29 protein-coding genes are annotated in these 25,983 nt (G+C 52.2%); 27 read left to right on the top strand and 2 right to left on the bottom strand.

Annotated elements, in window-relative coordinates:
* Positions 1-6 precede the first annotated feature (6 nt).
* Together VE954_RS22060 and VE954_RS22055 are read right to left on the bottom strand one after the other, a co-directional pair.
* Positions 7-441, bottom strand: a complete 435-nt coding sequence (locus VE954_RS22060) for a hypothetical protein (protein WP_324956820.1) — start codon at positions 439-441, stop codon at positions 7-9.
* Positions 438-1,172 carry a hypothetical protein gene (locus tag VE954_RS22055; RefSeq protein ID WP_324956818.1) on the bottom strand — a complete coding sequence of 245 codons (735 nt, stop codon included), beginning with the start codon at positions 1,170-1,172 and terminating at the stop codon, positions 438-440. Before VE954_RS22055 ends, VE954_RS22060 begins: the two co-directional genes overlap by 4 nt.
* Before the next feature lie 354 nt (positions 1,173-1,526).
* Between VE954_RS22055 and VE954_RS22050 the strand changes: the two genes are divergently transcribed.
* The 27 genes from VE954_RS22050 to VE954_RS21920 all read left to right on the top strand — a co-directional run.
* Positions 1,527-2,690, top strand: a complete 1,164-nt coding sequence (locus VE954_RS22050; protein WP_324956816.1) for a sigma 54-interacting transcriptional regulator — start codon at positions 1,527-1,529, stop codon at positions 2,688-2,690.
* Positions 2,691-2,714: 24 nt separating this feature from the next.
* Entirely contained in the window at positions 2,715-3,563 is an 849-nt protein-coding gene (locus VE954_RS22045) for a hypothetical protein (RefSeq protein ID WP_324956815.1), read from the top strand.
* Positions 3,564-3,928: 365 nt separating this feature from the next.
* Positions 3,929-6,757: a trypsin-like serine protease gene (locus VE954_RS22040; RefSeq protein ID WP_324956813.1), complete on the top strand. Its 2,829-nt coding sequence runs from the start codon at positions 3,929-3,931 to the stop codon at positions 6,755-6,757.
* Complete coding sequence (locus tag VE954_RS22035; protein ID WP_324956811.1) at positions 6,757-7,224, top strand: hypothetical protein; 468 nt, start codon at positions 6,757-6,759, stop codon at positions 7,222-7,224. Before VE954_RS22040 ends, VE954_RS22035 begins: the two co-directional genes overlap by 1 nt.
* 365 nt (positions 7,225-7,589) lie before the next feature.
* Positions 7,590-8,201, top strand: a complete 612-nt coding sequence (locus tag VE954_RS22030; protein ID WP_324956809.1) for a hypothetical protein — start codon at positions 7,590-7,592, stop codon at positions 8,199-8,201.
* A gap of 831 nt (positions 8,202-9,032) precedes the next feature.
* A complete protein-coding gene (locus VE954_RS22025) occupies positions 9,033-9,638 on the top strand; it encodes a hypothetical protein (protein ID WP_324956807.1) in 606 nt (201 codons plus the stop codon).
* On the top strand, positions 9,616-11,475 hold the full coding sequence (locus tag VE954_RS22020) for a terminase gpA endonuclease subunit (RefSeq protein ID WP_324956805.1): 1,860 nt from the start codon (positions 9,616-9,618) through the stop codon (positions 11,473-11,475). Before VE954_RS22025 ends, VE954_RS22020 begins: the two co-directional genes overlap by 23 nt.
* Positions 11,462-11,671 (top strand): hypothetical protein, encoded by a 210-nt coding sequence (locus VE954_RS22015; RefSeq protein WP_324956803.1) that lies wholly within the window; start codon positions 11,462-11,464, stop codon positions 11,669-11,671. The genes VE954_RS22020 and VE954_RS22015 overlap by 14 nt, the downstream gene beginning before the upstream one ends.
* Positions 11,655-13,151 (top strand): phage portal protein, encoded by a 1,497-nt coding sequence (locus VE954_RS22010; RefSeq protein ID WP_324956801.1) that lies wholly within the window; start codon positions 11,655-11,657, stop codon positions 13,149-13,151. The genes VE954_RS22015 and VE954_RS22010 overlap by 17 nt, the downstream gene beginning before the upstream one ends.
* Positions 13,152-13,471: 320 nt before the next feature.
* Positions 13,472-13,771 carry an RNA-binding protein gene (locus VE954_RS22005; RefSeq protein WP_324956799.1) on the top strand — a complete coding sequence of 100 codons (300 nt, stop codon included), beginning with the start codon at positions 13,472-13,474 and terminating at the stop codon, positions 13,769-13,771.
* 319 nt (positions 13,772-14,090) lie between these two features.
* Positions 14,091-15,293, top strand: a complete 1,203-nt coding sequence (locus tag VE954_RS22000; protein WP_324956798.1) for a S49 family peptidase — start codon at positions 14,091-14,093, stop codon at positions 15,291-15,293.
* A complete protein-coding gene (locus tag VE954_RS21995) occupies positions 15,290-15,685 on the top strand; it encodes a head decoration protein (protein ID WP_324956796.1) in 396 nt (131 codons plus the stop codon). Before VE954_RS22000 ends, VE954_RS21995 begins: the two co-directional genes overlap by 4 nt.
* 5 nt (positions 15,686-15,690) lie before the next feature.
* Entirely contained in the window at positions 15,691-16,716 is a 1,026-nt protein-coding gene (locus tag VE954_RS21990; RefSeq protein ID WP_324956794.1) for a major capsid protein, read from the top strand.
* Between the two features lie 23 nt (positions 16,717-16,739).
* Entirely contained in the window at positions 16,740-17,492 is a 753-nt protein-coding gene (locus VE954_RS21985) for a Rha family transcriptional regulator (RefSeq protein WP_324956792.1), read from the top strand.
* Between the two features lie 35 nt (positions 17,493-17,527).
* Positions 17,528-17,788, top strand: a complete 261-nt coding sequence (locus VE954_RS21980; RefSeq protein ID WP_324956790.1) for a hypothetical protein — start codon at positions 17,528-17,530, stop codon at positions 17,786-17,788.
* A complete protein-coding gene (locus tag VE954_RS21975) occupies positions 17,788-18,255 on the top strand; it encodes a hypothetical protein (protein WP_324956788.1) in 468 nt (155 codons plus the stop codon). Before VE954_RS21980 ends, VE954_RS21975 begins: the two co-directional genes overlap by 1 nt.
* Positions 18,245-18,874 (top strand): phage baseplate assembly protein V, encoded by a 630-nt coding sequence (locus VE954_RS21970; RefSeq protein WP_324956786.1) that lies wholly within the window; start codon positions 18,245-18,247, stop codon positions 18,872-18,874. Before VE954_RS21975 ends, VE954_RS21970 begins: the two co-directional genes overlap by 11 nt.
* A complete protein-coding gene (locus tag VE954_RS21965; RefSeq protein WP_324956784.1) occupies positions 18,875-19,063 on the top strand; it encodes a hypothetical protein in 189 nt (62 codons plus the stop codon).
* Positions 19,060-19,371: a hypothetical protein gene (locus VE954_RS21960; protein ID WP_324956782.1), complete on the top strand. Its 312-nt coding sequence runs from the start codon at positions 19,060-19,062 to the stop codon at positions 19,369-19,371. Before VE954_RS21965 ends, VE954_RS21960 begins: the two co-directional genes overlap by 4 nt.
* Complete coding sequence (locus VE954_RS21955; RefSeq protein WP_324956779.1) at positions 19,368-20,216, top strand: hypothetical protein; 849 nt, start codon at positions 19,368-19,370, stop codon at positions 20,214-20,216. Before VE954_RS21960 ends, VE954_RS21955 begins: the two co-directional genes overlap by 4 nt.
* The gene (locus VE954_RS21950) at positions 20,213-20,617 is read left to right on the top strand and encodes a hypothetical protein (RefSeq protein ID WP_324956777.1); all 405 of its coding nucleotides are present in this window, start codon (positions 20,213-20,215) and stop codon (positions 20,615-20,617) included. Before VE954_RS21955 ends, VE954_RS21950 begins: the two co-directional genes overlap by 4 nt.
* The gene (locus tag VE954_RS21945; protein WP_324956775.1) at positions 20,610-21,080 is read left to right on the top strand and encodes a hypothetical protein; all 471 of its coding nucleotides are present in this window, start codon (positions 20,610-20,612) and stop codon (positions 21,078-21,080) included. Before VE954_RS21950 ends, VE954_RS21945 begins: the two co-directional genes overlap by 8 nt.
* Positions 21,081-21,130: 50 nt before the next feature.
* A complete protein-coding gene (locus tag VE954_RS21940; RefSeq protein ID WP_324956773.1) occupies positions 21,131-21,886 on the top strand; it encodes a phage tail sheath family protein in 756 nt (251 codons plus the stop codon).
* Positions 21,887-21,889: 3 nt separating this feature from the next.
* Positions 21,890-23,314: a hypothetical protein gene (locus VE954_RS21935; protein ID WP_324956771.1), complete on the top strand. Its 1,425-nt coding sequence runs from the start codon at positions 21,890-21,892 to the stop codon at positions 23,312-23,314.
* Between the two features lie 48 nt (positions 23,315-23,362).
* Positions 23,363-23,878 (top strand): phage major tail tube protein, encoded by a 516-nt coding sequence (locus tag VE954_RS21930; protein ID WP_324956769.1) that lies wholly within the window; start codon positions 23,363-23,365, stop codon positions 23,876-23,878.
* Positions 23,879-23,910: 32 nt separating this feature from the next.
* On the top strand, positions 23,911-24,243 hold the full coding sequence (locus VE954_RS21925) for a phage tail assembly protein (RefSeq protein WP_324956767.1): 333 nt from the start codon (positions 23,911-23,913) through the stop codon (positions 24,241-24,243).
* Positions 24,244-24,399: 156 nt separating this feature from the next.
* Positions 24,400-25,983: phage tail tape measure protein (locus VE954_RS21920; protein ID WP_324956765.1), on the top strand; the 1,584-nt coding region annotated here is incomplete at its 3' end.

Below are 25,983 nucleotides of genomic sequence, written 5' to 3'. Positions count from 1 at the left end.
AGATTTTTATTGGCTCTCAGCGTCCTTGACGACGACGGTCATCGATGGATCGTCTACCAATGTCATGGTCACGATCTTGGATTCCGGGTCAATGCCTGTCGCACGAACAGCCAGATCCCGATAGACGAATTCCTTGCCCTCGGCAGCAGCGGCGGTGACCAGAGCGAAGTCAGACGGCTGAACTTCGATCAGTATTCCAGCCGGGGCTTCGCTGCTGGATTCCATCAGCCTAGTCGAACGAATATTTTTGGGCAGGTTGCCAAGATCCAGTTTTAGATTGTCGCCAAGGAGTTCTTCCATCCTGGCAGTCGATAGCATTGTTTCAGACAGCGCGATTTCCTGGAGCTCCTTGCCTAAGCCGCCGCCGCCTATACCAGAGCCGGCGAAAGTGCTTCCAGAAAAGGCAATATAAAATAACAAAGTCGAAAGAATTCTTCTCATTTCTCGCTTCCTTTCAACAAATTTGCGCATAAGGTGAGTAAAATGACGGGATCACCGTCAGCTGCTTGGTGTCTGTGCCTGATATCGTTTAGGGTGGCTAAAAGCACCTTAAAAGCTTCTTTGGTTTCCTCATGTCCTTCCGCCGGAAGCGGGTGATAGAGATGATATAGGAATCCTCCCTTATCCATGTCGAGCGGTCTCCATCTATACAGTTGGTTGGCAGCTCTTTTTTGTGCATCTGATATTGAAAATAAGACGTTCTCTTCGGCCTGTCTTATTCGACCGTTTATTTCCCTGAGTACCCCGTATTCAAGCAGAGCGGCTAGCCGCTCTGCTCCTCGCTCTTTACCGTATAGTTCAAGGATTCTGTTTGCTGTAATGCCTGATGGAGATGCAGCGAGGGCAACAATCTCTTGGTCTGGGTCCTGCCAATCGATTTCATTTGACGATATAAATTGAACATCCCGGTCTGCGAGAATTTTCAATGTGCCGAGATGCACTTTATATTCATCGTACTTTGCTACTAGGCTGATTACGGATTGAATATCCATAAACGTGAGCAGAAGGCGCGTAATTTTCTCTACAGTTGTTTTTTGTATTTCCCCCTGCACAATCGCTCTTGCTGTCGTTGCAGGCATCCCGCAAGACCTTGCCACGGATGCTATTGATAGGTGCGGCTTCGCAGCTAAATATGCTTTGATTAGGTTGCGAGCTTCCTCAAGAAGCGTCATGTTTGATAACCTCCATCGAGTATAAACAACAATTGTTGTCGATACTATCCACAATTGTCGTCTTTCACAATTGAAGTTGCACTCAGTTCTTGCGGCTACTCACAGTCAGTTTATAACTGCCAACACAAAGCTTGAAACTCTTGTGGGATAAGGGAAGGAGGACTTATCACATTCGATTAGAAAGAGGAAAGGACGCCTTAAAACTGTATCGGTTATAGTTTTGCCGACCTGACCGATAAGAGTTTTTCAGCAGCGTCCTTGATGCGAAGGTTAGCTCTAATGACCTTTGACGTCAAGCGCGTGTCACTCTATATACGTCTTTTCCTCTCACCCCAGATTAATAGAAAAACCGTCATGAGCGATAGAACCCAGCGCCAGGGTGCTGGATCCTTTCGTCAAAAGGAGATGAAGCGGATGGGACGAGCGAGCAGGAAAGAGTGTGTTCCAGGCTTGGAATTGGTACGGCTAGTGGACGACTCCCTGTGGAGTCGCTATCAGAAAGAATACCCGTATGGGTTGGTGATCGGATGTGACGAAATCACGCTCCTTAAAGGCTTGGCTGCGAATGCGCAAGCTCCAATAGTCATCACAGGGGAAACCGGTACTGGCAAGGAAGAGATGGCTAAACTTCTCCACCGATTTCGCTGCGATGGTGAGGGAAGAATACCGTTCGTAATCGTAAACTGCGCGACCATTGCCGAAAGCCTTTGTGAATCTCTTCTTTTTGGCCATAGGCGCGGAGCATTCACCGGTGCTGATGCTTCCACCAACGGCTACATACACGAAGCCAGTGGCGGAATCCTTTTCCTGGACGAGATCCATACCATTCCCTTATCTATCCAGCAGAAGCTTCTGCGGGTAATGAACGACGGAACATTCAACCGACTTGGGGAAACGTCCCAGCTCCACAGCCGATTCCAGCTGGTCGCTGCTTCGACAAGGGACCTGGATGATGAAGTCGATGAAGGGCGATTCCTTCTCGATCTCAGAAGTCGGCTGACTGGTATTGATATACACCTTTTGCCTCTTCGAGATCGCAAGGCAGACCTGCCTGCGCTGGTTGCGCGCCGCTTTTCGGATAATGGTGTTTCGATCAGCGGAGATCTGTTTGCGCAGCTGGTTGAATACCTTGCGCAATTTCATTGGCGCGGAAACATTCGCCAGCTTTTTAAGGCCATCGACACCTGGATCCTGATGGCTTCGGTGAAGGGCCAGCCTCTATGCATCGAAGGTTTTCCCGTGTTTAAGGGGATGCTGACACCGGCCTCGAAAGGCTGTGAGTCTGCTACTGAGGAATCCCCTGAAGAGGCGAGTCTGCATATTGATCTTTTCAAAGAGGTTCTGTCTGGTCGAAATATGTTGAAGACGATGGACGCTCTCGAAGCGCTCATGATCAGCTCAGCCCTAAAAAAGCACAGGACTATTAGCGAAGCAGCCAAGGCGCTTGGACTTCCACGATCGACAATTGACGCCAAACGGCGAAAGTATGGGTTGGCGACTTCCACGATGCAGTGCTGATCCCAAATCACTTAAGGAGCTTTTATGGAAAAAAAATTGTCAGTCATGCTTGTTGGTATGCTCTTTTCCTCTATTTCACTTGCTGGGCAAGGCTCGGGTCAAGGCCTGGGATTGCAAAGTACCATAGGAGGTGGCGGTGGCCTTGGCTTGCAAAATGGGAGCATCGGCGGCAGTGACGGCACACCAGCCCTGACTGGCGATGGCATCGGCGGCGATGGCCTTGGTTTGCAAAGCGGAGGGACTGACGGCGGCACACCACCTGCTCTAATGGGTGGCAGTGTCGATAGTAGCATCGAATTTCTTGAAGCCGATCTACCTGCCTTGAATCTTGAAGATATTCCTGTCTTGGAATTCAGTACGGGGACACCATTGCTGCGAAACATGACCGAGGAGGAAATGGAAACGACAAGATTGGTTCTGGCAGAACGCCGCATAAATGCTGACGTGACTGAACGGGACCTGCTTTATGGTGACTGCCACAACAATTCAGGCCGCTGGGCAGGAGTCTACGGCCCCAATATTTCAGGTCGTTCTTACGACAATGACTTGTATATGGTCCCTCCTGGGTACAAGACTCCTGACGGCTGGGACTGCGATGGTTTTTTTATTCCCGCAGACGTATCAGTGCGAATGGTAACTTCAGCCGTGACCTTTACTGAGCGCGGGCCAGGAGCGGTCAAGATACGCAACAACCAGTGGTTGACTCTTGAATCTCTGTCTTCACTTGAACGCCAAGTTTCAGCCCTAGTCCTTGACTGGATTGGGCCAGAGAACACAACAAATTGGTTTCGCCGGGCCAGTAAAGTTTCGAGCAAAGCTGCCCTTAATGGGCGAAGTAATCAATACATCCCAAGGGGGCCGTCCAAGCTCTGATGACGAGGCAAAGGAATTTGCAGCATTACCGGATCGCTTTGATGTGTTCTCTCATCATGAAAACTTTGCCAATGCTTTCGAACTTGGTCATGGTCTTCAAGGATTTGGGCAGTTCCGTGAACCATCCATTCTGAAGAGCTGTTGCTTTCAGACGGACCTTCTTTACTGGACTGAATAATCCAAATCCAGTATAAGGCGTCGTTCGGGCACTAAGGCTGAAACACTTAACCAGCCTGCGTTAAGTCATCGTGGAGAATGAGCCCAACTTGAAGCATTGGCGAACCAGCCAATCGCTGAAGTCTCTGCAAGGAGATTGAAGAAAATATGATCAAAAATACAGTCACACTTACACCGCGGAGGTTAATATGAACAATCAAAAGGTGCTATCAGTCCTGGCATGTTGCAGATTGAAGAGAAAGATCATCGCCATCCTGACATTGTTTTCCTACCTTGTGACGGGTTGCGGCGTGCCCCCGCCTGCAAGATCGACCGCCAAAGCAATTATCGGAGTTGATAACAGAATAGAGGAGCGCGTGCCGTATAGCAGCTGGCCCGTGGGCGTCCTCAGCAAATCCGAACGGGTCGGAGGAAAAACGGCTGTTTGTTATGCAACGCTTACAGCGCCCGACGTCGTGACTACGGCCGCCCATTGCCTTGATGGCGTCATGATTGAACGTACGGATGGCTCCTTTGAACTGCTGGATGATGTTGAAGTTTCCTTCAGCTCGACTGAGAAGCGCAAAGTTCGCGCCGTTTACGATATCTATGAAGACCTTGATATTGCGCAGCTGCAATTGGTTTCGCCCGTGGACCTCTCCTCGGTTTACCCGGCTCAGCTCGACAGCTACGATAGCAGCGAGCCTCTCAGGATTGTAACCGCGCCCAGGCAGGTCACGATTACTGAATGGGTGACACCTTCACCTTCCTCCCAGCCCGAAAGCAAGCCTGAGCTCACCCCCATTCCAGGGCGTGGAGGTTCGAGTTCCTGCCTCGAAACGCCGCCCGACGCCTGGACCTGTGAAACCATGCCCTGGACCCAGGGGTGTAAATGTTCAGGCTCGCAAAACCTTGAGCCTTTTGAACACTCCTACATGGTTTGGCAGCGGTATACCCAGGAGACACGGAATCACGCCCTGGACCAGCAGGGCTTTCTATCTTACGACCTTGATACCGTTCCGGGTTATTCGGGTGCCCCTATTTTTCAGAACGGTCAGCTGGTCGGCATTCACGTGGGTTATGATCCTGAGCTACGCAAAAACGTGGGGATCGCCCTCACGGAAATCTTCTCATCCTATAACCTGGCGCGTGAGCAGAGGCTGGAGTCCATCAGGCCCGAAGGCATCAGCATTAAAAAAATCAAAAAATGGGCAAAAAAGGTTGGAAAAGACCCAATCAAAACCCTGACAGGCACACTTGCGGACATTGATCCTACAAATCCAAATGGAAGCCTCAGCGTGGCCGCAGGTGCGGATTCCTTGACAAAGTCCGTCAAGGAACTTGACGTGATGTCGCGGAACTCGGAATTTCGTCAGGCTTTGGGTCGGATTGATCCCGATCACAGGATTGGAAAATACCTGGAGGATAACAAGCAGACAATTGTGGTCATTGCTGCCATCGCTCTCTGTGCATACGGGGGCTATTATCTCATTTCCAGCGGAGCAGTGACGGGAGAAGCGGCATTCGTTGTTGAGGTCGGCGGACAATCCATCAAGGTGGCATCAGCTAAATTTGCTGCCGCAGGTTCAGGAGCGGTAGGCGGCGCCGGAGCATTCATCGCCACCGGCGGCATAGCTGAAGATCCAGCTGATCACGGAGGATATTCGCCAGGCACCGACATTACTTCAGTGACCACAGCCGGAGCCCCGGGATCCACGGCACAACCCACTGATAACGGTGGCCAGGGTTCATCTGGAAGTCTGCCGCCCGAAAAGTATAAAAAGGGCCGCAAGGTCACAACAAAAGGCCATCCTGTCGGCAGTCAGGATCATCTTTTGGATGTGATGTCAAGGATTGCAAACCTTTCCAATCTGGACCCCAAACTCTTTGAAAAAGGCATAAATCCGGAAATCCTGGGGAAACTCAATCAAATGCTGAAGGGCGGTCAGATCGATCCTCTTGCGCTAAAAGAGCTTCGGATGGCGCTCGATACGGTGGCAAAATCTGTTCTTTCAACTGATCCGGGCCTGTCGGAGGACATTGATGATATTGCTGATACCATCGCCATGCAGAACGAGTATGGGCTTGGGGTTCCCATGACGAGCGAAGTGCGGAAAATGAGTCCCGCACAGCAGGAAGCACTTAAGAACCGGCAGCTGGATGCAAGCCAAAGATTTGTTCAGGAGAGGCTCGAAGAGGCGGACGGCCGTGGAGTTCGGGCTGAGGGGATGCAGTTCATGATTGCAGCCGGGGTGTACAAAGCTCATCAGTCCTTCGATGAACTCAATCGATACACAACATTTTATACCCAAAGGGCCCTGCAGTACACGTATGAGTTTGCCAATTTTGCCGTGGATTTTACAACATTTCCTTCTCTCATGAAGAACGCGAATGACTATGTCCAATCCCAGCCCCGTGATCCAAGGACGGGTGCGCCCATCTATGGGACCCAAAATTCTATGGATTTCGCCATTGACCTTTTATCGATCATTGTGCCCAAATGGTTAAGAAAAGGACAGAAGGCGGCTGACATCTTTAAAGACTTCAGACCATATGTGAACACCGCGAGCGATGGAGGGAAGTTTCTTGATAAAGGGCTCAAGACGGCTGATCAGGTTTATGACGATCTGCTCAAGGCTGGAGTGCGCGCGGAGGATTTGGATGATGTTCTGGACTCTGCGAAGAAAATTGGGCTTGACGCTGATGATCTCAAGAAATTCAAAAATGACCCCAGTTTTATTACCAAGCCTCTTAAAGATCTAGTTGGTGACGGGCCTGATGTTCTAAAGACGACTCAGGCAGAGGTTGATCCAATTAGAGTAGATAGGTATATAAGTGATTTGAAAGCAGGAATAAAAATTGAACCAATAGAAGTTTTTGTCAAGCCAGACGGTTCTAAGGTAATATCCGATGGGCATCATAGGTATGTTGCTTCAAGAATAACTGGAAAAGCCGTTCCAACAAGAGAATCACCAGGTTTGGTTTCGGGTATCGCTTGGAAAGATGTTGAGTTTAAAAATCTTCTTCTGGAGGATTAATGGGACTAGAAGCTATTAATTTTGCATATCTACCGCCAGAATCTAAATCAGATGTGGTTTTGAATGATTTCTCGAAGCTACCTGGAATTATTCCGAAAATCGGTGGAGGACAAGGAAGATATGTAATTAAAAATGACGACTACCTAATTGACTTTTTGGTTCAGGGGAAGAATCTCTCTGTGAGAATTGCCCTTTGTTGTTCTAGCAAATCAATTGAAAAAGTGTTCGATATTTTTAAGACATTTTCGGAAAAGTACGGCGGTCAGCTCAAAGTCATTCAGTCGAAAAAAGTAATCGTTCATTTTACTAATGATGACTTGAAAAGTATGGTAAGTGCCTTCGAGGAACGTAGAAAAGTGTTCGTTGAACAAATAGCAGACATATCCAATATGCCATTGAGTTCAGACGATGTGTTCAACTACATTAGGCAAGAAAATATTAAACCAAAGGGATATCAAATCCTGTAAGAGCAGTAGCGGAGGTCATGGTCAGGCAAAAGGGGGTAGGTTGATCGCGAGAATCATCCGACTGATGATGATCTGAGGAAGTGAAGTGCAGCTCATCTTGGTGGACGACTTTTGAAACAATTTTACGCCTTGGACTGCCTCGGCCTGAAGAGTTATCGATCGTCTATCTCCGCTTCATCCTGCACCTTCGTACCTTCCAGCCCCGATCGTGACATAGTACCTTGACCTTCTGCTTCTGATAGCTCTCCTGGCGAAGCTAGACAGTAACAGGGCTCCCGGGGGTAGGGTCCTCGCTCGCCCATGCTTGCTTCTCCTCAATGTGGTCCGTCGTACTGAACTGGGAAAGATCAGAACTGGAGGTTAACATGGTGTTGAAAGGTCTCGCATTGTTCGCATTTACCACACTTCTTTCCTCATGTGGAAAGGATAGTAATGATAAAGATAAAGCTCCAGCGCAGAACGCGCCTCCTGTGGCGTCCATTCCGCTTGGGCTCACCTCGACTTCTGACAATCCAGAATTGCTCGGAAGCTGGTCAACTGAATGCAAGGCTTGTGGATATAGTTATTGCCAAACCAAGCTTGAGATGCAGGCTGAACTCTTGATCTGGAACAAGAATCAGTTCGCGGACTTATCTTGCTCCAAAGAACTGCTGCAAATCCGGCATATTGGTCCTTATACCGCTGAGGATGGTGGCATCGATTCAGTGTTGACCCAAACTCACATGAAAATTGAAAATGAGGATTTCAAGACAGCAGCAGAACAATCCTTGTCCTGCGGGTTTAATTCCTGGCCCCTGAAGACCTGGCTGGATGTCACTGGGAGGAACTGCCCGGCAACTCGTGAGAAAGGTGGAGTATGGTCCAACCTTACTGTTCCGGGCAAAGCATTAGTGCATGCGGCTTATGTATTGGAAGGAGACCATCTGACATTGGAATTTTCTGATGGTGTCATAGTCTTGTCAAAGGAAAGCCAGTGAGATTTTGATCAAGTGGAAATCAAACTTTGCCCCTTTGCCTTGTGCTTTAAAGGACGTGGAAAGGAATTAGGGGCAGAGTTTGATGCCGAATGAGTTTGAGAAATATTGACCAAACACATTCATGCTCACGCAGATTCTAATTAGCGAGCGGTTTTGATATCCGCACCAACGGAGCGCTCTTTTATCGGGAAGGCACACAGTGGTTGCCCGTGGATTCCACCATTACAGCTGGAATAGCTGAAGTTATCTGTCGCACCTTGGGCAAGACCTATCGCAGCTTTTCGAATCAGAGTATTTCGACTCAAAGTGTAGCTAGGCTGACAGCTTCGTGCCAAGGCAAGGAAGTAACTTTCAAATCATGTGGCAGTTCCTCTTCAACGACCGTAAGCACGAGTTATCAAACGACGGTGCAGTGTGATGCCCTGTAAGACATGGGTGGCCCTAATTTGGTGTTGTCGTGATCGATAAATCCATGTTTAAATGCCCAAGCGAGATCCTGGCGTTTACGCGCCGGGACCTTTGGTCAGCCATCAGACTGCAAGCGTGATTGCGGCTAGAGGCTTTGTCAACTGCTTGCTGTTCAATTATTTCGCGGTGGTAGTCGCTCACAGCCCTTTATAGCCATGCGTTTCATGGTTTTGGGTCCTTCCGGCACCCCTGCCCCCAATGGTTGACGATCAACCGCCCCCGTTTTTTGTAGACCATAATATGGAGCTGCATTTCATTGCAAACTGACACATAGCTAAACTGACCTTTGATGGAAGAAGCAAAAGCCACGATTAACCCCGCAGTTTCGTCGCTTTTCAGCTTGTAGAAATCAAAGGATTACGCATGAAAAAAACGCTGAAGACTGCTTCCGGCCCGGAACTCGCCGAAATTCTCGGGGTCTCACATCAAGCCATTTATAAAGCTGTGAAAATCGGACGCCTGTCCCAATGCGTTTCTGGAGAAGCCAGATACGATAGACGATTCGAAATTTTTACAGCATGCCTCGAATGGGAAAACGGTCGTGACAATGGACAGGTCCGAAATACAGAGGCCATTGAGAGTCAACATCTTCTTCAAAACAATGCCTATCCTCCTCTGGCTGAAAGCCGCCAGGTCAAGGAATATTATGAGGCGCTGAACGAGCGTGTCCTCCTCCTGAAACAAACCGAAAGCCTTGTGGACCTTGCGAAAGTTGAAACCGAGGTGTTCAACCTTGCCAGGCAAACCCGCGACCGGCTTCTCGAAATTCCTGAAAGAATGCGCTTCCAGCTGCTATCCGTTGGGCTGACCGATGAAGCCTCTGATGAAATCGTGAAGCAATTGATTCAAATGATCCAGGATGTGCTCCTGGAAATCTCGGAATTCGATTTTTCATCGCTGCAAAAACAAAAGAAGCGCACATTTGAAGAGAGCGCCGGGGGGGATCATGAAGATTCTACCCAGGCTTGAAATAGAGGATTGCCTCGGCTCGGCCGTTCGATCCTTCAAGGCCGGCATTCGTCCCGTGATGAAGGTTGGTATCAAGGAATATTGCGAAAAAAACTTTATCCTTCCCGAAGGCACTCCACGGCCGGGACCGATCAGCTTCGAAGATACCTGGTACATGATCGATATTCTGCGCAATTTGGAAGACGACAGCGGAGTCGAGGAAGTCCGCATACGAAAGGGCCGGCAGCTCGGTCTCACCATCCTTTCAACCGCCTGGATGCTCTGGGGGGCAGCGGTATCACCTGCGGCTGCCATGGTTGTTTTCCCGACCAGGGATTCAAAGCAGAAATTTTCCAAGCAGAAGCTGGCGCCCATCCTGCGCCGCTGCAAGGACCTGATTGGAAAGATCGGCGAAGCCAGGCAGAAGGAAAAGGACACGCTCGACATCAAGACCTTCCCAGGCGGTTTTATCAACATCGCTTCGGCCAAGTCTTCCTCGGAGCTGAGATCGCAGTCCGTGCGCCGCCTCGTGCTGGACGAGCAGTCAGCCTACGATACTGACTGTCAGGGGGAAGGGGATCCGTCAGCCATTGCCCTTGGATGCACATCGACCTTCCAGAAAACCCGAAAGATCCTGCGGCTCAGTACCCCTACAATCAAAGGCGTCTGTCCCATCACCCGGGATGTCGAGGACACACAGAAGCTGAGGTACCACGTTCCCTGCAGAGGCTGCGGCGAATTCGTCACGATCGAATGGGAACGCATGCGCGGGCCGCATGAGACAGCCAGCGGCGAATGCGAATGGCATGCACCGTGCTGCGACCATGCCCACAGAAATATCGAAAAGGTCTGGCTGATCAGGAGCGGCAAATGGATCGCCACGGCCGAGGATAAGACCAAAGGCCGGGTCAAGGGGTATATCCTTAGTGCGCTTTACGCCGCTCCCCAGTTTTTCTCATGGGATGACGCCTGGAACCTCTGGGTGGAGGCCCAGAAGGATCTTCAGAAAATGAAGGCATTTCACAACAACGTTCTGGCCGAGGCGTGGGAGGATCCTGCTGATTCCATCGATATTGGTGGAGTTGAGAAGCTCCTGGACGATTCGCCCGTTGAGCCACTCAATCCCGGCATTTATCTGATCACTGCGGGTATCGATGTCCACCCGGCGCATCTTGATTTTGTGGTAAGAGGCTGGGGCCGTGGCCAGGAGAGCTGGGTGATTGACTATGGGGTCATCAGTGGGGATGCCGATCAAAAGGAGACGTGGGATCGACTGATGCGGCGGCTGGAGCGGCGCTGGGATCACCCACTTGGGTTTGATCTCGAAGTCGCCGCCGCCTGCTTTGATACCGGTGGCCATAACACGCAAAGCGTCCACGATAACGTCGGGCCACTCTTTCATAGGAATTTCATCTGTATCAAGGGCATGCCGGGGGACGCGACACCGGTCATTGGCCGCCAGACGCTGAATAATGAATTTGGTGTGCGGGTCTACCCGGTCGGAACCAACACCACCAAGGCCCGGGTGTTTGCCGGCCTCTCGCAATCCATCAGCCGCGTCAGGCAATTTGAGGAGGGAAAAATCGAATCTTCTTTCGGTCATGGATTCTGCCATTTCCCGCGAAGGCTTTGGGAGGACAAGGAAACCAGACATTTTTTCACTCAACTGATCGCTCCCAGGGCCCGCCACAAGGCGGTCAATGGAGAATGGCGAACGGTCTACGAGACAACATCCGGCACGCCGGACCACGCCTTTGACTGCTACCGCTATGCGCTGGCCGCATTTTACTGGCTGGGGACTGATATCGATCAACTCGCAGACACAATCGAGAAGGAGGTCGGACGTGCAAACGCTTGAGCAGCAGCTTGAATCGGTTCAGAGAGCTATCACAGCCATCGAAAGCGGCGGCCAGGAGGTGGATATCGAAGTGAATCAAAACCGCCGCCGGGTGAGGCGCGGGGATCTGCGTGAACTCTATCGCCGGGAATATCAGCTGAAAATGGCACTCATGAGAAACAATGGGGGAGGCGCTGTTTATGGAATTCCAGGTTAAGGTCGAAAGAAAATCGGCATGGTCCCGACTGAAAGGCTTCATGACTGGCGGGACAACCTTGGAGACTGTGGCCGTCGACACCCCCTATCGGTCGACATCGCGTGAAAGCCGGGCATCACAGGAATGGTATGCTTCGTCCGCGGACGCCGACGAGGCCCTGCTGCCGGCACTTGCCACACTCCGAAACCAGTCGCGTGATCTCGATCGAAACGAAAGCCTCGCGCGGGGAGCGATTGAAAATCACACGACCAATGTAATCGGTGCGGGACTTCGGCCCCAGGCCCGTATCGATCACGAGTTGATCGGGATTCCCCAGGACAAGGCCCGGGAGTTTGAGAGGCGGGCGGAAAAGATTTTTGAACTGCACATGCAAAAAAACACCGCAGACTTTCATGGTGTGGTGAGCTTTCAGGAACTCCAGGCGCAGGTGTTCCGGGCCGCTCTTCTCGATGGCGACTGCATGGTCGTGCGCCGGTACCGTGACCGACCCCTTGCCATCTTGCCAACGTGCCTTCAGGTTATCGATGGAGCTCGCCTGCAAAATCCGTTGATAGTAAAAAGCCCCAGGACTGATATTCGGGAGGGCGTGGAGCTGGATTCAACGGGAATGCCTGTTGCCTATCACATTGCCAAGGCTGATCAGCGCTTTCTGCTCGGATCGGATACCGTGCGGGCGGCCCGGTTTGACCAGGAGGGAGCGCCTGCCATCCTTCATGTCTTTATGCAGCGCCTGCCCGGGCAAAGCCGAGGCGAGCCGCTTCTGGCACCCGTTGTGGAGAAATTCAAGCAGATCAGCCGATACACGGAGGCCGAGATCATGGCAGCAGTCATTAGCGCATTCTACGCCACATTCATCACAAGCGAGACCGGCGGGATCATCGGCAGGCAGAACCAGGCTTTGCCTGAGTCGATGCGTCCCGAACCCGAGCGCAGAACGGTCAAATTTGGGCCTGGAATGCTCGTTCCTCTCCTTCCTGGGGAAAAGATATCCTCTCCCGCTCCCGGCCGCCCAAACTCGAATTTTGAGGCTTTCTTCGATGCCATCGCGAGTCAGATCGGAATCGGGGTCGGTCTGCCTCCGGAAGTTCTTGCCCAGAAGTTTCAGTCATCCTATTCCGCGGCCAGGGCAGCGCTGCTTGAAGCCTGGAAGGCATTTAAGATTCGGCGGGTCTGGTTTGTAACAGGCCTTTGTCAGCCGGTATGGGAATGGGTCATTACTGACGCGATTCGGGAAGGCATGCTGGATGCGCCCGGGTTCAACGATCCCCTGAAACGACAGGCTTATCTTCAGACGCAATGGACCGGCACGGAAATGGAATCAATCGATCCACTTAAGGATGCCAGGGCAAACGAGGTCGAGGTGAACGCCGGCCTGCGCACACGCCGATCGATTGTGGAAAGCCAGGGCCGGGATTTTGACAAGCATATCCGGGAGTATAAGGCTGAAAGGAGCACGTTCGAAAAAAGCGATTTGAGCTGACAAGTCGCCAGACGATTCAGCAACTGTAAGGCGCAACGGATATATTTCTCATTTTGTCGGCACATCAATCCCATGGGTTGAAAATATGGTGAGAGAAGAATCCTTGCAACTAAAACGAGATCCATCCACGCCTCGCGAGGCTCTGATTTCCTGGAGGATGCATCAGCTTACGACGTAATCCTTGAGTTGGCCAGATATCGCCTATCTATTCGTGTGTGGGCGTGTTAAGTACTCTCTTAACGCATTCCTGCGCTTCTATCGAGCCTGTAAGTAATTCTGCTTGTTTCTCTTTAGCCGCCGATGCACTCTGGAGGCCCCCTATGGGCAACAAATTATATGTTGGTAATCTCGCTTATTCTGTCACTGATCAAACGCTGATGGATGCGTTCAATCAATACGGGGAAGTCGGATCTGCCAAGGTCATCATGGACCGTGAATCAGGCCGTAGCAAGGGCTTCGGCTTTGTCGAAATGATTGATTCTCACGACGCGGCCATGGCTGTGGATAAGCTGAACGGCAGAAATTACGATGGTCGCCCAATGACAGTCAATGAAGCCAGACCTTCCGTACCGCGCAGCAGTAGCGGTTATGGCTCTGGCCGGAATGGTCAGGGTTATTGATTCCTGCTTATATTTGGAAGCCCAACTGTCAAAGTTGAGTTTTCGCAATTAAAGAAAAGACGCTTCAAGGCGTCTTTTTTTTGCCCTTGAATTTCAATCACAGTTCTTTTCGGGCAGTCGAGAGGCCGATCGGATTTTGACTATTAGTCAGATTCCAATCCCTGATGTCAGATCTTCAGCCGAGCGCATTCTAGCCAGCCGCCTGAACTCGTCAAGCAAATTCCAAGCGAGGGTGTTCGCTACATAGCGAACACCCCAATCCTTCACTCTTCAAGCCTTTTGACGCTATGATTGGCCCCAGTTAACTGCGGGGTTAATCGTGTCTTTTGCTCTCAATCAAATCTTAAATTCCCAGTGGGCCATGACCGAAGAGGCCCTGCGATTGATGCTTTCAGTCGTGGAGCGGCACGCTGATATCGATGCGCTCGAAAAAATTCGAGGTGATCGACTGAACAACTCGGAGAAAGCCTTTATTCGGGGCGGGGTGGGAGTCATCCCGGTCCGTGGCCCTCTATTCAAGCGCGCCAATCTCATGACCGAGCACTGCGGCGCGACCAGTTACGAAACAGTGCTTCGCGATTTCCACCAGATGCTGGCCTCCGATCAGGTCCGCAGCATAGTCCTTGACATCGATAGTCCCGGCGGTGAGGCCAATGGCTGCTCGGAACTGGCCGATCACATCTTCGGGGCACGCGGCCAAAAGCCTATTGCCGCCTATGTCGGCGGAACCGGAGCATCCGCAGCTTACTGGATCGCCAGTGCCTGTGACCGCGTTTACGGCTCCGACTCTTCCATCATCGGGAGCATAGGCGTTCAGTCAGCGCTGCAATCCGAAAAAAATCAGAACGAAATCCGCTTCGTCTCCAGCCAAAGCCCAAACAAAAACCGCGATCCCTCAACCGAGGACGGAGCCAGGGAGGTCCAGGCCGTCATCGATGGGCTGGCTGAGGTCTTCATTTCAAAAGTCGCCCGCAACCGCGGAATCAACCGCGACATGGTTCTCGGGAAATTCGGTCAGGGTTCGGTCTTCATCGGCTCGGAAGCACAAAAGCGGGGCCTGATTGATGAAGTCTCCACTCTCGAAAATGTCATTTCAAATTACGGAGCCCAAAAAATGACAACGGATAACATCACCGCGGAGTTTATCGCCGCGAATCACCCGGCTATTGCCGAACATTTCATAAGGATCGGCGCAGCCGGGGAAAATGATCGTTTCAAAGCGGAGAAGACCCGCGTTGAGCGCATCCGCACACTGGCTGAGGGGCAAGTGTCGGGCGAATTTCTCCAAAGCCTGGTTGAGTCCGAAGTGAGCGTTCAGGATGCGGCCATTGAGATCCTGATGGAATCAAAGAAAAATCCAAAAGCTCCCTGGCAGGCCATCAGGAAGGACCATGACAGGAGCCTCAGCGGACTTGATGTTCCGCCTTCCCAGTCCACGGGCCTGGATGTCGTCGCCTCGGAGCAGGACGCGGCCATAGAACTCGCCAGAAAGCTGGGCCTTACCGGAGGCACCCATAAATGAAATATGAACCGCATTTTCGTGAAGTCTCGAAGTATGAGCCGGCTTTTCTCAACAGAGGATCCTTCCCGGCTTACCGCGGGTCCGTGACGATTGAGAAAGGTCAGGTCCTGAAAAAAGGCTCGATCCTCGGGCGAAAGACGGCGAGCGGAAAATACGTCCTTTGCGCCAAAACCGCTGAAGACGGGACCACGGCCATAGCCGATGGAAGCGAAAAAGCCCGCTGCATCCTGCAGCTCGATATCGACGCCACCGAAGCAGATAAATTTGCCCCGGTTTTCAGAACCGGCGCTTTTCTGAGGCTCGACCTCACGGTCGGCAAAAGCCATACGCTGGATTCGGTGCAGGATGAGCTGGAGCTGCACAATATCTATCTTGAAAACGGTGAGGACTGACAGCCATGCTACCCATCTACAGCACCTACTATCTGAACCGCCTCGTCATGCGTCTTGTCCCGAGGACCAGGTATTTCCGTGACACCTTCTTTCCCATGGAAGTCCGCTCCGAGAAGGAGGAGGTCTACTTCGACGAGAACACCGACAACAGGATCGGGGCGGCCCCCTTCGTTCATCCGCTGCTCGAAGCGCCGATGTTTCGTGACCAGGGCTATTCGACCAAATCCTTTAAACCGGCATTCATCAAGGAAAAGACCGGCATCACGGGCCAGGATGGGCAGGACCGTCTGCCGGGTGAGGATTTTGGCGGCGAGCTGACAACCATGCAGCGCGCCGAGCTTCGGTTGATTCAAAAGACAACCCGGCTCTTTGAGCGGCTGCGCGTCCGTGAAGAGCTGATGGCGCTTGAAATTGTAAAAACCGGCAAGCTGACCATTCGCGGCGAAGGCTTTGATTCAGTCATCGACTTCAAGCGAGATCCAGCCCTTACCGTGAAGCTGACCGGCACCAATACCTGGGCCAATCCCGATTTCCCCATGACCGACTTTGTCGAAAACTTTCAGCGGGAGATGGCCTCAAAAAATTTGAATCAGGCGCGCCCAAGGAAGATGATCCTCGGCATTGATGCCTGGGACTTATTCCGTGCAAACAAGGAAGTCCAAAAGGTTTTGCCAGACTATATGCGCCTTGCAGCAAGCCTTAGCCTGAAGCTGACTCCCGAGGATTCCTCCTTTGAAAACCTGATGTACAGGGGGTCCTTTGGCAACTGCGAACTTTGGACCCACGAAGGGAAGACCGACCAGAAGACCTATGACATTGCGCCGAAGGAGGTTCTCTTCACATGCAGTGACATCCAGGGCGTCCGGCACTATGGGGCGATTCCCGATCTAAAGGCAGGCCTTCAGGCCCGCCGGGTCTTTGTCAAAAGCTGGGAAGAGGAAGACCCGAGCCAGCGCATTGTGCTGCTCCAGTCGGCACCGCTCTTTGTCACGTACGATCCAAACACTGCGGGCGTTGTGACGGTTGCATAAAACAGGAAGGGGCCGAGGAGATTATGGATATCATCCAGCAGAAAACTGAACTTGTTTACGCCAATGAGGAAAGTGAAGCGGTAACGAACTCATTTATTCTGGCGCGGGAATTTGACCGCAACCATAAGGATGTGCTTCGGACCATTCGCAATAAATTGGCGAACTATTCGAAATCATTCACTGAGCGCAATTTTGCGCCCAGTGAATATCGGGATGAATCCGGCAAAACAAACCTGATGTATGAACTGACCCGTGACGGATTCTGGGCAATCGTTCTTGGGTTCACAGGTGACAAAGCGGCAAAGCTACAGGAACTTTTCATACTGGAGTTTAATCGCCGGGCTGCAATTATCATGGAACTTCAACACCGGATTCAAAACGGTCAGCAGCTCCCAGCTCTGCCCCGTAAAAAGTACAAGCATCGGTATGGCTATTTGCAGGTAAAGTCCACTGCTGATGGATTTACAGAGCAGGAGTGGGTGACGGGCGCAAAAACCATCGAGGAAATGACCGAAATCGAAAACCATGCCCGCCTCCAGCACAAAAGAATTGGCCTTGCCGAGGGAAACGTCAAGGCATTCATCGCAAGCCTTCATGAGAGGGACCGGTATTGCCAGAGGTTCCTGGACCTGCTTGATGACATCAAAGAGCTATCTGATCGCTACAAACCAAAAGCCTATGGATCAAGGATCATACAGGTGCCCATCTTCAGTAACGATGGTGCTGCACTTTTTGATTTTTCACACGGCGACGGCAGCGAAGAACTGGCGGGCTGAATTTTATGCCTTGCCCGGAATTCGATGAATGTTTTTTGTACGAAGTCAGGGAATTGTGGGCAATTTACACGGAATTTGATGATCACGCTCCCGTGGGCCATCCCGGCATGATCGCCAGGGTCGCGAGGGTTCTGGTCTTTGATGAAGATGCTGAAAAGTTGCCGGAAGGTGCTGTGCTGAAGCGGGTCAGGAGCGGAGTCTTCTACGAAGTGAAAAACATGAAACGTTCAGGCGTGGGCTTCACTGAGATTGATCTGCACCGCGTCGATGGACAGAGATTCGAGAGAACATTTTGATGCTTCTTGAGATTCGCAGCCAGCTCGAAAAGTCCCTGGGCCTTGCTCTTCCTGACTTCAATAAGTTCAGCGCCAGAGTCACGAGAATCAGCGTAGGTGATCTGCCGTTTGTGAATCTTTACTTTCATCGCGACACGCTGTTGGAGAACCAAAACCACTATGAGAATCGCGAGGTCCGCTTTGAAATTGAATGCTGCTTTGTTTCAGAAGGGGACGCGGAAAAGGAACTGGTGTCCGTCCGGCAGAAGATGGAAGCGGCTGTCGAATCGAACAAGGAGTTCGATGACCTTGTCACCGACTGGCTTTTGGATGAGGTGGATTTTGGCCACGACATGCTGGGGGAAAAGCGGATAGCGGCCCTCTCCATGACCTACAAAATCCAATACCAAAAGCCGTGCTGGCTGCCGCCAGAGCCGACGCTGCCGAAGCATCTCTATGTGAATGGGGTTAAAGAGGATGTCACTTGAAAGGATCGAGATTGCTGTGAAAGATCTCCAGCGCCGGATGGAAAACATCCTGCGGCCTGGAAAGGTAATCGCCGTTGATGCGGACAAAGCGCTGGTCAAGGTTCGATTCAATGAAGGGGATCCGTCAAAGGACCTTTCGCCGCTTGACAGCGCCTGGCTTTCTGTCCTTCAGGAGCGCGCGGCCGGGTCGATTGACTGGGACATGCCGGCGGTTGGTGAGCAGCTGCTGGTGCTTTCTCCTGGTGGGGAGCTGGGCGGCGGGTACGCCGGGCATGCGATATATTGCAGCGCACATCCGGCTCCCTCGAAGAACCCAAAGGTAAAGCTTCGAAGGTACGAGGATGGGCTTGAGTTTTCCTATGATTCAGATTCCCACACCATGACAGTGTCGAGACCCGAGGAAATGAATCTGGTCGTGAAAGGCTCGAGGATCGAGTTTCAAACTGAAAAAGCAGCCATCAGAAACAAGGCCGGTGATGAGGTTTTGAAGCTTTTTTCAGATGCCTTGATGGTTGTCGAAAAATCGCAAACGGCGACCATGATGGGACCGCAGCCGCTCCAGCCGGCAGCCGCAGAAATTCCAGGCATAAGGGCAAGGCTGGACTCTTTTGGAGGATAAATGCCGCTCAAAGGCACGGAAGACTTACTTGGCAGCTTACTTTATGAGGCCGCGACAAACGCCAAAGGCGTCACGAAAGAAGCGTGGGAGGCCATCGCGCAGGTGATCATCGATCACATCACATCGAATGCTTTGGTCACGGGAACAACGCCAAACGGTGGACCCATGACGGATGGGAAAATCTCATGATTGGCATGGATGAAGTCACAGGCAAGGCGATCACTGGCGAGAGCTGGCTGCGGCAGGCCGTGCGCAGGGCGGTCTTGACCCCTAAAGGCTCGCGGCCAATGCTTAGATGGTATGGAACAAATCATTTACTTTATCTCGACCGACCTATCACCCAGACCATGGTTTTGGAGTTGACCGGCGACCTTTCAGAAAGCATTGAGAACACCATCAAAGGCGCAAAAATCGACACGGTTTTTGATCAGCGCAATGGCGAAGAGCTGCTGGTCGCCATGTCCATAGGCACCGAAAAAAGGAATATTGGAATATGATGACAGAGCTTCCACATATCATTGAAACGCCGGATTTTCAGGCCAAACTGCGCCAAACCATTGAGCGGTTTACGGGAGAGTACCGGAAGGTGTTGCCTGATTTCAAGGAACCCACTCCTGCCGATCCCCTCTATCACCTGCTCGTTGAGCTGGTTCTCACGCAGGTCATTGGCATTGAAAAAATTAATAATGCCGCCTATACACAGCTTGTGAAGCTATCGAATGAGATTGACTTCATATTCAAAGGCAGGATCCGCGAGGGTGAAAGCTATGAAGCCTACCGGGAGCGGATGCGCGGTACGCGGGACCAGGCATCACCGGCAGGCACCGATGCCATGTATAAGGCTTTGACCTTCCTTTATGGCGAAGCCACATTAGGCACCGAAAAAAATGCCAGAACAGCCTCCGTCATGGACGCCTTTGTCCAAAACGTCGAGGGGGATCTTTTCATTCATGTTCTGATCAATTCCGATGCGGCTGACTTGAAAACGGCAGTGATCAAGGCTCTGACTGACGCCTTCAAAAAGGAAACCGTAAAACCTGCCTTGGATAGAGTCACGTTTCTCGAAGCACGGCCAACACCATTTGTGATCAGCGCCATCATCATACTGAGCCCGGGTTATGGGGCCGACCACCAGGGGGCAATTGAGACCGCCTTCCGTGCCCGGTTTGAGGCCCAAAAGAAGCTGGGCTGGGTTCCCACTGTCAGCTGGATTGTAAAAGAGCTGCACCAGCCAGGGGTAAAATCAGTGATCATGAGGTCCCCGGAAACCAATATTCCTGTTCAGGCCGAGCGCTATGCATCGATCTCAAAGCTGGAACTGTCGGTGGAGGCATCAGCGTGATTGAGCGTGTGATCCGTCAGTTCTATCCGGAATTTGACACTTCGCCCATATTGAATATCCGCCTGCTCAATGATCCGGAGATTCGTGAAGCCATCCTTTGGGAATACGGCCTGACTCCCCTGCTGCCTTTCGCTGTGGAGCCGAGTCTCATCGAGGGGCAGGCGATCGACTTTATCCGCATCAGGGGAACGCCCCTGGCCATTCGCATGGCACTCGCCTGGGTTGGATTCCCGAATATAACGTTCGCTCCGCTCACAAAATCCGACTACGAGATCGACCCCGGGCGTGTCCCCACGGAGAGGGAAATCAAAGCAATCAGGGCTGCACTTTCGGTATCCGTGCAGTCCCGCGGGATTTTGAAGCGAGTCTTTCATGGAAGTTTTGAGGTTAAATATGGCTGATTTATACGTTCACGGCGTTGTTATCAAGGAGGGCGGCAGTGAGATTCGCCAAATCAGGTCCCCGAATCAATCGGTGATCGGAATCGTCGGCACAGCGCCGGCCAGCACGGAACTAAAACCCAATGTGCCTCGGGCTTATTTTAAGAAAAAAGCGGCTCTTGAAGCGATTTTCCCGTCCGAGGCCAGTGGCGTAAAAGGATCACTCCACGAAGCTGTCACCGGGATCTTTGATCAACTGGAGGCCACGGTCGTATTGGTCAAATCTCTATCGGATTCGGATGGCGATCTTATCAAAGCCATTGAATCGCTGGCTGAAGCCCAATCCATTACAGATCAAAAGCCCAAGATTTTGATTGCCCCTGGGTATGGCAATACAAATCCAAAGCCGGCAGTAAACCCGGTATCGGATCCATCGCCGGACCCGGAGCCTGACCCAACACCTCTTTCAAGGCGACGACCCTGAATTCTGCGCGTCTTCTGATTGTCATAAACCAATAACGAATGGTGATAAAAATGGCCGATGATGCACTTGCAAACCCGGTGGCTTTAAGGCTTAAAGCGATTTCCGAAAGACTTGGTGCAGTTGTGATCCTGGACGGTCCAGAGGATGAAACGGAACTCAGAAAATTCCGGACTGCCAATGGCGCACCAAACGTCTATATCGTCTCTCCCAAGGTCAGGATCGCGCCCGATAGTGGCGCCGCCCTGGATGTGCCGGCCAGCTCATACGCTGCCGGTGTTTTGGCGAAGATCAATTTTTGGGAATCGCCGTCAAACCAGGAAATTGGCGGCATTCTTGGAACGTCCAAAGCCGTTTCATTTGCGCTCAATGATCCGCAGTCCCAGGGCCAAAGGCTCAACGCCATTCAGGTGGCAACGATCGTTCGGCAGGATGGACTTCGTCTTTGGGGTGCCCGCGGCACAGGTGATCCACTGGATCTGAAAACAAACCAGCTTCAGAAGGTCAGGATACGTGATGCCATTCGGGAAGCCATCCAGGCATCTCACCGTTGGGCGGTTGCCAAGGGCATCACGAGGAACTACTTCGATGCAGTGGCCAATAACGTCAACGCCTATCTGGGCGAATTGAAGCGCCTCGGAGCCATTGCTGGCGGCAGGTGCTTTGCGGATCCGGAAGCCAATACCCCCACGGCTCTGAACGATGGCAACGTCTTTTGGATCTACGAATTTACCCCGACGCCGGTATCTGAAAAGCTGACTTTCACCGAAGAAATCACCGACAAATATCTTGAAACGATTGGAGCTTAAACAGTGAATTTTGGATTTATTATCATCCTGCCTGCCCTGCTTTTCGCCCATGAAAGCCGTGGCCAGCCAGTGCCGCCTTTCTCCGACAACGAGCAGCCAAATTTCGAGAATTCATTCTCCATAGACAACCTTTCGAACAATTCAAGAGGCCAGGATTTTACCCTGCGCATTAGCAAAGTCGCGCCACTGGACTGCAGGAGTAAAGCGGACTGTCCGGCGTCGGTGATCATATCCAATGCGAATGGCAGCGTGAACATGCCCGTGGACGTCAATGTGAGAAGTCTATCGGTAGGCAAGACTCCCATCATTGATTCCTCGGGCCGCTGGGTGAGCCCGAGCAGCAGCGGCCTGAAAGGTGACAGCTGCGCGATTATTGGAGCGGACATTGTCTGCGGTGCAAGCAAAACCCCGCTGTCGGTGCTGAAGGGGGACAAGGGCGACAGCTGCTCCATTGTTGGGCCGGACATTGTTTGCGGCGTCTCCAGCACCCCCCTTGCAGCGCTGAGGGGTACGGACGGCCGGAATGGTGACAGTTGCGCGATTATCGGCAATGAGATTGTCTGCGGCACAAGCAAAATTCCTTTGGCAACGCTGAAAGGTGCTGACGGAAAAAACGGGGATAATTGCACGATCGAACGCCCCGACATTGTATGCGGTTCCACCCGGATTCCTTTGGCATTGCTTAAAGGAAATGACGGAAAAAATGGGGATGGGTGTGCCATCATTGGAACAGACCTCGTCTGCGGCTCCACCACGACGCCACTGGCTGCACTGAAAGGGGACAAAGGTGACAGCTGCTCCATTCTTGGAACAGACATCGTTTGCGGTGTGACAAAGATCCCTCTCACTTCGCTCAAAGGCGGTGACGGCCGGAACGGTGACGGCTGCGCGATAATCGGCAATGAGATTGTCTGCGGAGCCACAAGAACCCCTCTGTCGTCGCTTAGGGGTGCTGACGGCCGGAGCGGTGACAGCTGCGCAATCGCCGGGTCCGATATCGTATGCGGGGCCACCAGCACCCCATTGGCCACGCTGAAGGGTTCAGATGGGAAAAATGGCGACGGCTGCACAATTTCTGGAAATGGCTTCGTCAAGTGCGGAAATGGGCCTGCAGTTGACGTCAAAGGCAAGGACGGGCCTCCTGGCCCAAAGGCATTTTCCGGGTGTACAAGTAGAGAGGAAAGCAGCCAGCTGCAGGGATCTGAAACCAGTGTTTCCGCAAGTTGCCTTGCGGATGAAACGCTTATATCAGGCGGGTGCTATATAACAGGTCGCGATGGTGCAGCGAAAATTTATCTTCGGGATTCCGCCCCGTTTATAGATCCCACTCGCGGCGGGGATTTTAGCTTTCATGCTTGCACATGGGCGCTCGAAAGCGGGCAGCCCAATGGCGCAGAGGCGCATGCAACCGCTGTGTGCTGCAAATGAGATCAGAATGAATAAGCACAGCTTTAATTTTTGCAGGAAGGCCTATTTATGAAGCTGCCAAAACACTTGAAGAATTTCAATGTGATGTTCGGTATCAGTGATTTCTCGGCGATCTGCGAGGAAGTCGCCCTCCCAAAGATCAAATACAAGACCGAGGAGTGGCGGGGAGCAGGCATGGCCGCACCAATTGAAATTGATGTTGGCCTCGAAAAACTGGAGGCGACATTCAAATTCGGTGAGCAGACCATCGAAGGATATCTCTCTGCCGGTGTGAATCTTTCCGGGCTCATTACAGCCACGATTTTCGGTCATATGGCCTCTGTCGACGGCAGCTCCGAAGGTATCACGTGCGTTCTGCGAGGCTGGGTCAAGGGTGTGGACCCCGGCACCTGGAAAGCGGGTGATCCGAAATCCGCAACCCAGACGGTTGAAATGTCGGTGCTCAGCTGGATCCTCTCGCGAGGCGCTGTGCCTCTCATTACGGTTGATGTCATGGCCGGCACAACGCTGATTGGAGCATTCGACCAGCACGCGGCTGCAAGGGCGAACCTGAAGATTGGTTAAAATCACTGGCATGATTTCAAGTGGAGATGAGGATGGAATACGGTTTAATCAAGCCTTTGACATACAAAGGCAAACGATACGAGACAGTCACGCTCTCTGATTATTTCAAGACCAGACACAAGATGGTTATGGCTGAAAACGCGAAAAAGCCCGAGGAAATGCAGATGCAGCTCCTGGTCATGGCTTTCTGCGAGAACCTCCCGAAAGAGGCATTTGACGAGCTTTACGCTGATGATGTGGACGGGATTGTGCTGCACGTCAACACAGTGATGACCGAGTATGCGGAAAGTCACGGGATTGTGCTCGGAAAAAAGCCACGGAAAAGGCCGGTGATTCGTCCGGTGCACCCGATGCGCGTCATCTAAGGCGAGCCATTTCAGTGATGAGAGAGCGGTATGGATTCACTGCGAATGAGTCACTGGATATGGCCTACAGCGAATTCGACCAATGGCTCGAAGCTCTTTTGGATAATGAAGACAGGGGTCCGGATGACTCCGAGGAAACCTGGGAAGCGGTGACAGATGGGCAATAGACAGGTTAGCGTTAAGATCAAAGCGGCGTTTGATGCGGCTTTCAACGCAACATTTTCCACTGCGGATGAACGGATCAAAAGCATGAACAGTGCCTTAAAAGCACTGCGATCCACCGCGGCCGATGTTGAGGGCCTTAAAAGAACGAGGGATGAGGTCGCTAGGTTTACCCTGCAGCTCTCGGAGCAGAACGGGAAACTTCTGCAAATCCAGGTGACGAGGCAGGCGGCCACTGCAGCACTGAAAGTTCATACCGATGCGGTTTCAAGGTCAAGGCAGGTCCTGATGGACTCGCAGCGTGAATACCGCGTGCTCACCTCCGAGTATCAACGGATGCGGCAGGCCATGTCCACCGATGCCACCAGGGAACAGAAAGCCCAGCTGGAGGCGCTTGCCCGGGAACTTGCGAGAGTGAGAGACAGTACCGCGGCCGCGCGGCAGGAGTTTAGGGAAGCCACCCTTGGTCTTCGTACCCATCAGACTGTGGCGCGTGAAACCGGGGCAAGTGTTGAGCAGCTGAGCAAAGCCGAGCGGGAACTTTCAAGCTCAATTGGTATGACCCATGGACAGGTCAACCGGGCCAACGAAAGTATTCAGCGGTATGAGAACAATCTTCATAAAGCCGGCATGGAAACCCGGGACCTTCAAAAAAGCGGCGAACGGCTCAATCAGACGATCGAGCGGCAGACGAGGACACTTAAGACCGCGCACGAGGCCCAAAGGCTGTCAGACCGTGCGGGACAGCTTCGCTCCGAAGCCATGTCCCGTGGCCTTTTTACTCTCGGATATGGTTACCTTTTCACAACCCCAATCCGTGAAGCGGTCGCATTCGAGAAAGCCATGATTCGCGTCAAGGCCATGGCCGGTGCCACATCTGAGGAATATAAACGCCTTAAAGATGATGCGCGTCGGCTCGGGGCGGAAACGGTTTATTCAGCAAAGGAGGTTGCCGGGGCTCAAAATGAGCTGGCAACCGCAGGATATCGGACCAATGAAATCATTGCCATCATGCCCAGCATGCTTGCTTTGGCCAACAGCAGCATGACCGGACTTGCCCGAACCGCAGAGATAACTTCCGAGGTTCTGCAGGGGTTCAGGATTGATGTTTCCGAAATGCAGCGGGTGGGCGATTCATTGACCGCGGCTTACTCGTCGTCAGCCTCCAGTCTTGAGTCCCTTGGGGAGATGCTCAAATACGTTTCGGCTGTGGCCGTTGACGTGAATTCCAGTCTTGAGCAGACCCTTGCAGCCTCATCCGTTCTGCATAATAACGGTATCAAGGGATCCATGGCAGGGACGGGGCTTCGTTCAGTTTTTTTGCGTCTTGCAAAGCCTCCCAAAGAGCTGGAAAAACTGCTCGACCAAATGGGCGTCAAAACCAGGGACTCTGCAAACAACATGCGGAACTGGATTGATGTTCTGCACGACGTAAACGCGGCTTTGGAAGGCGCAGGTTCAGCAAAAAAGGCGGAAGCCTGGAAAAAAATCGGCGGAGAGGACCACGCCCCCGCCGCTTCGAATCTTGCCGCCGCCGAGAGGGATGGCTCGCTTCGCCGCATGGAAAAAACGTTCAAG

Source organism: Oligoflexus sp., assembly GCF_035638955.1.
GTDB lineage: Bacteria > Bdellovibrionota_B > Oligoflexia > Oligoflexales > Oligoflexaceae > Oligoflexus.
This window is presented reverse-complemented; position numbering and strand designations above follow the sequence as displayed.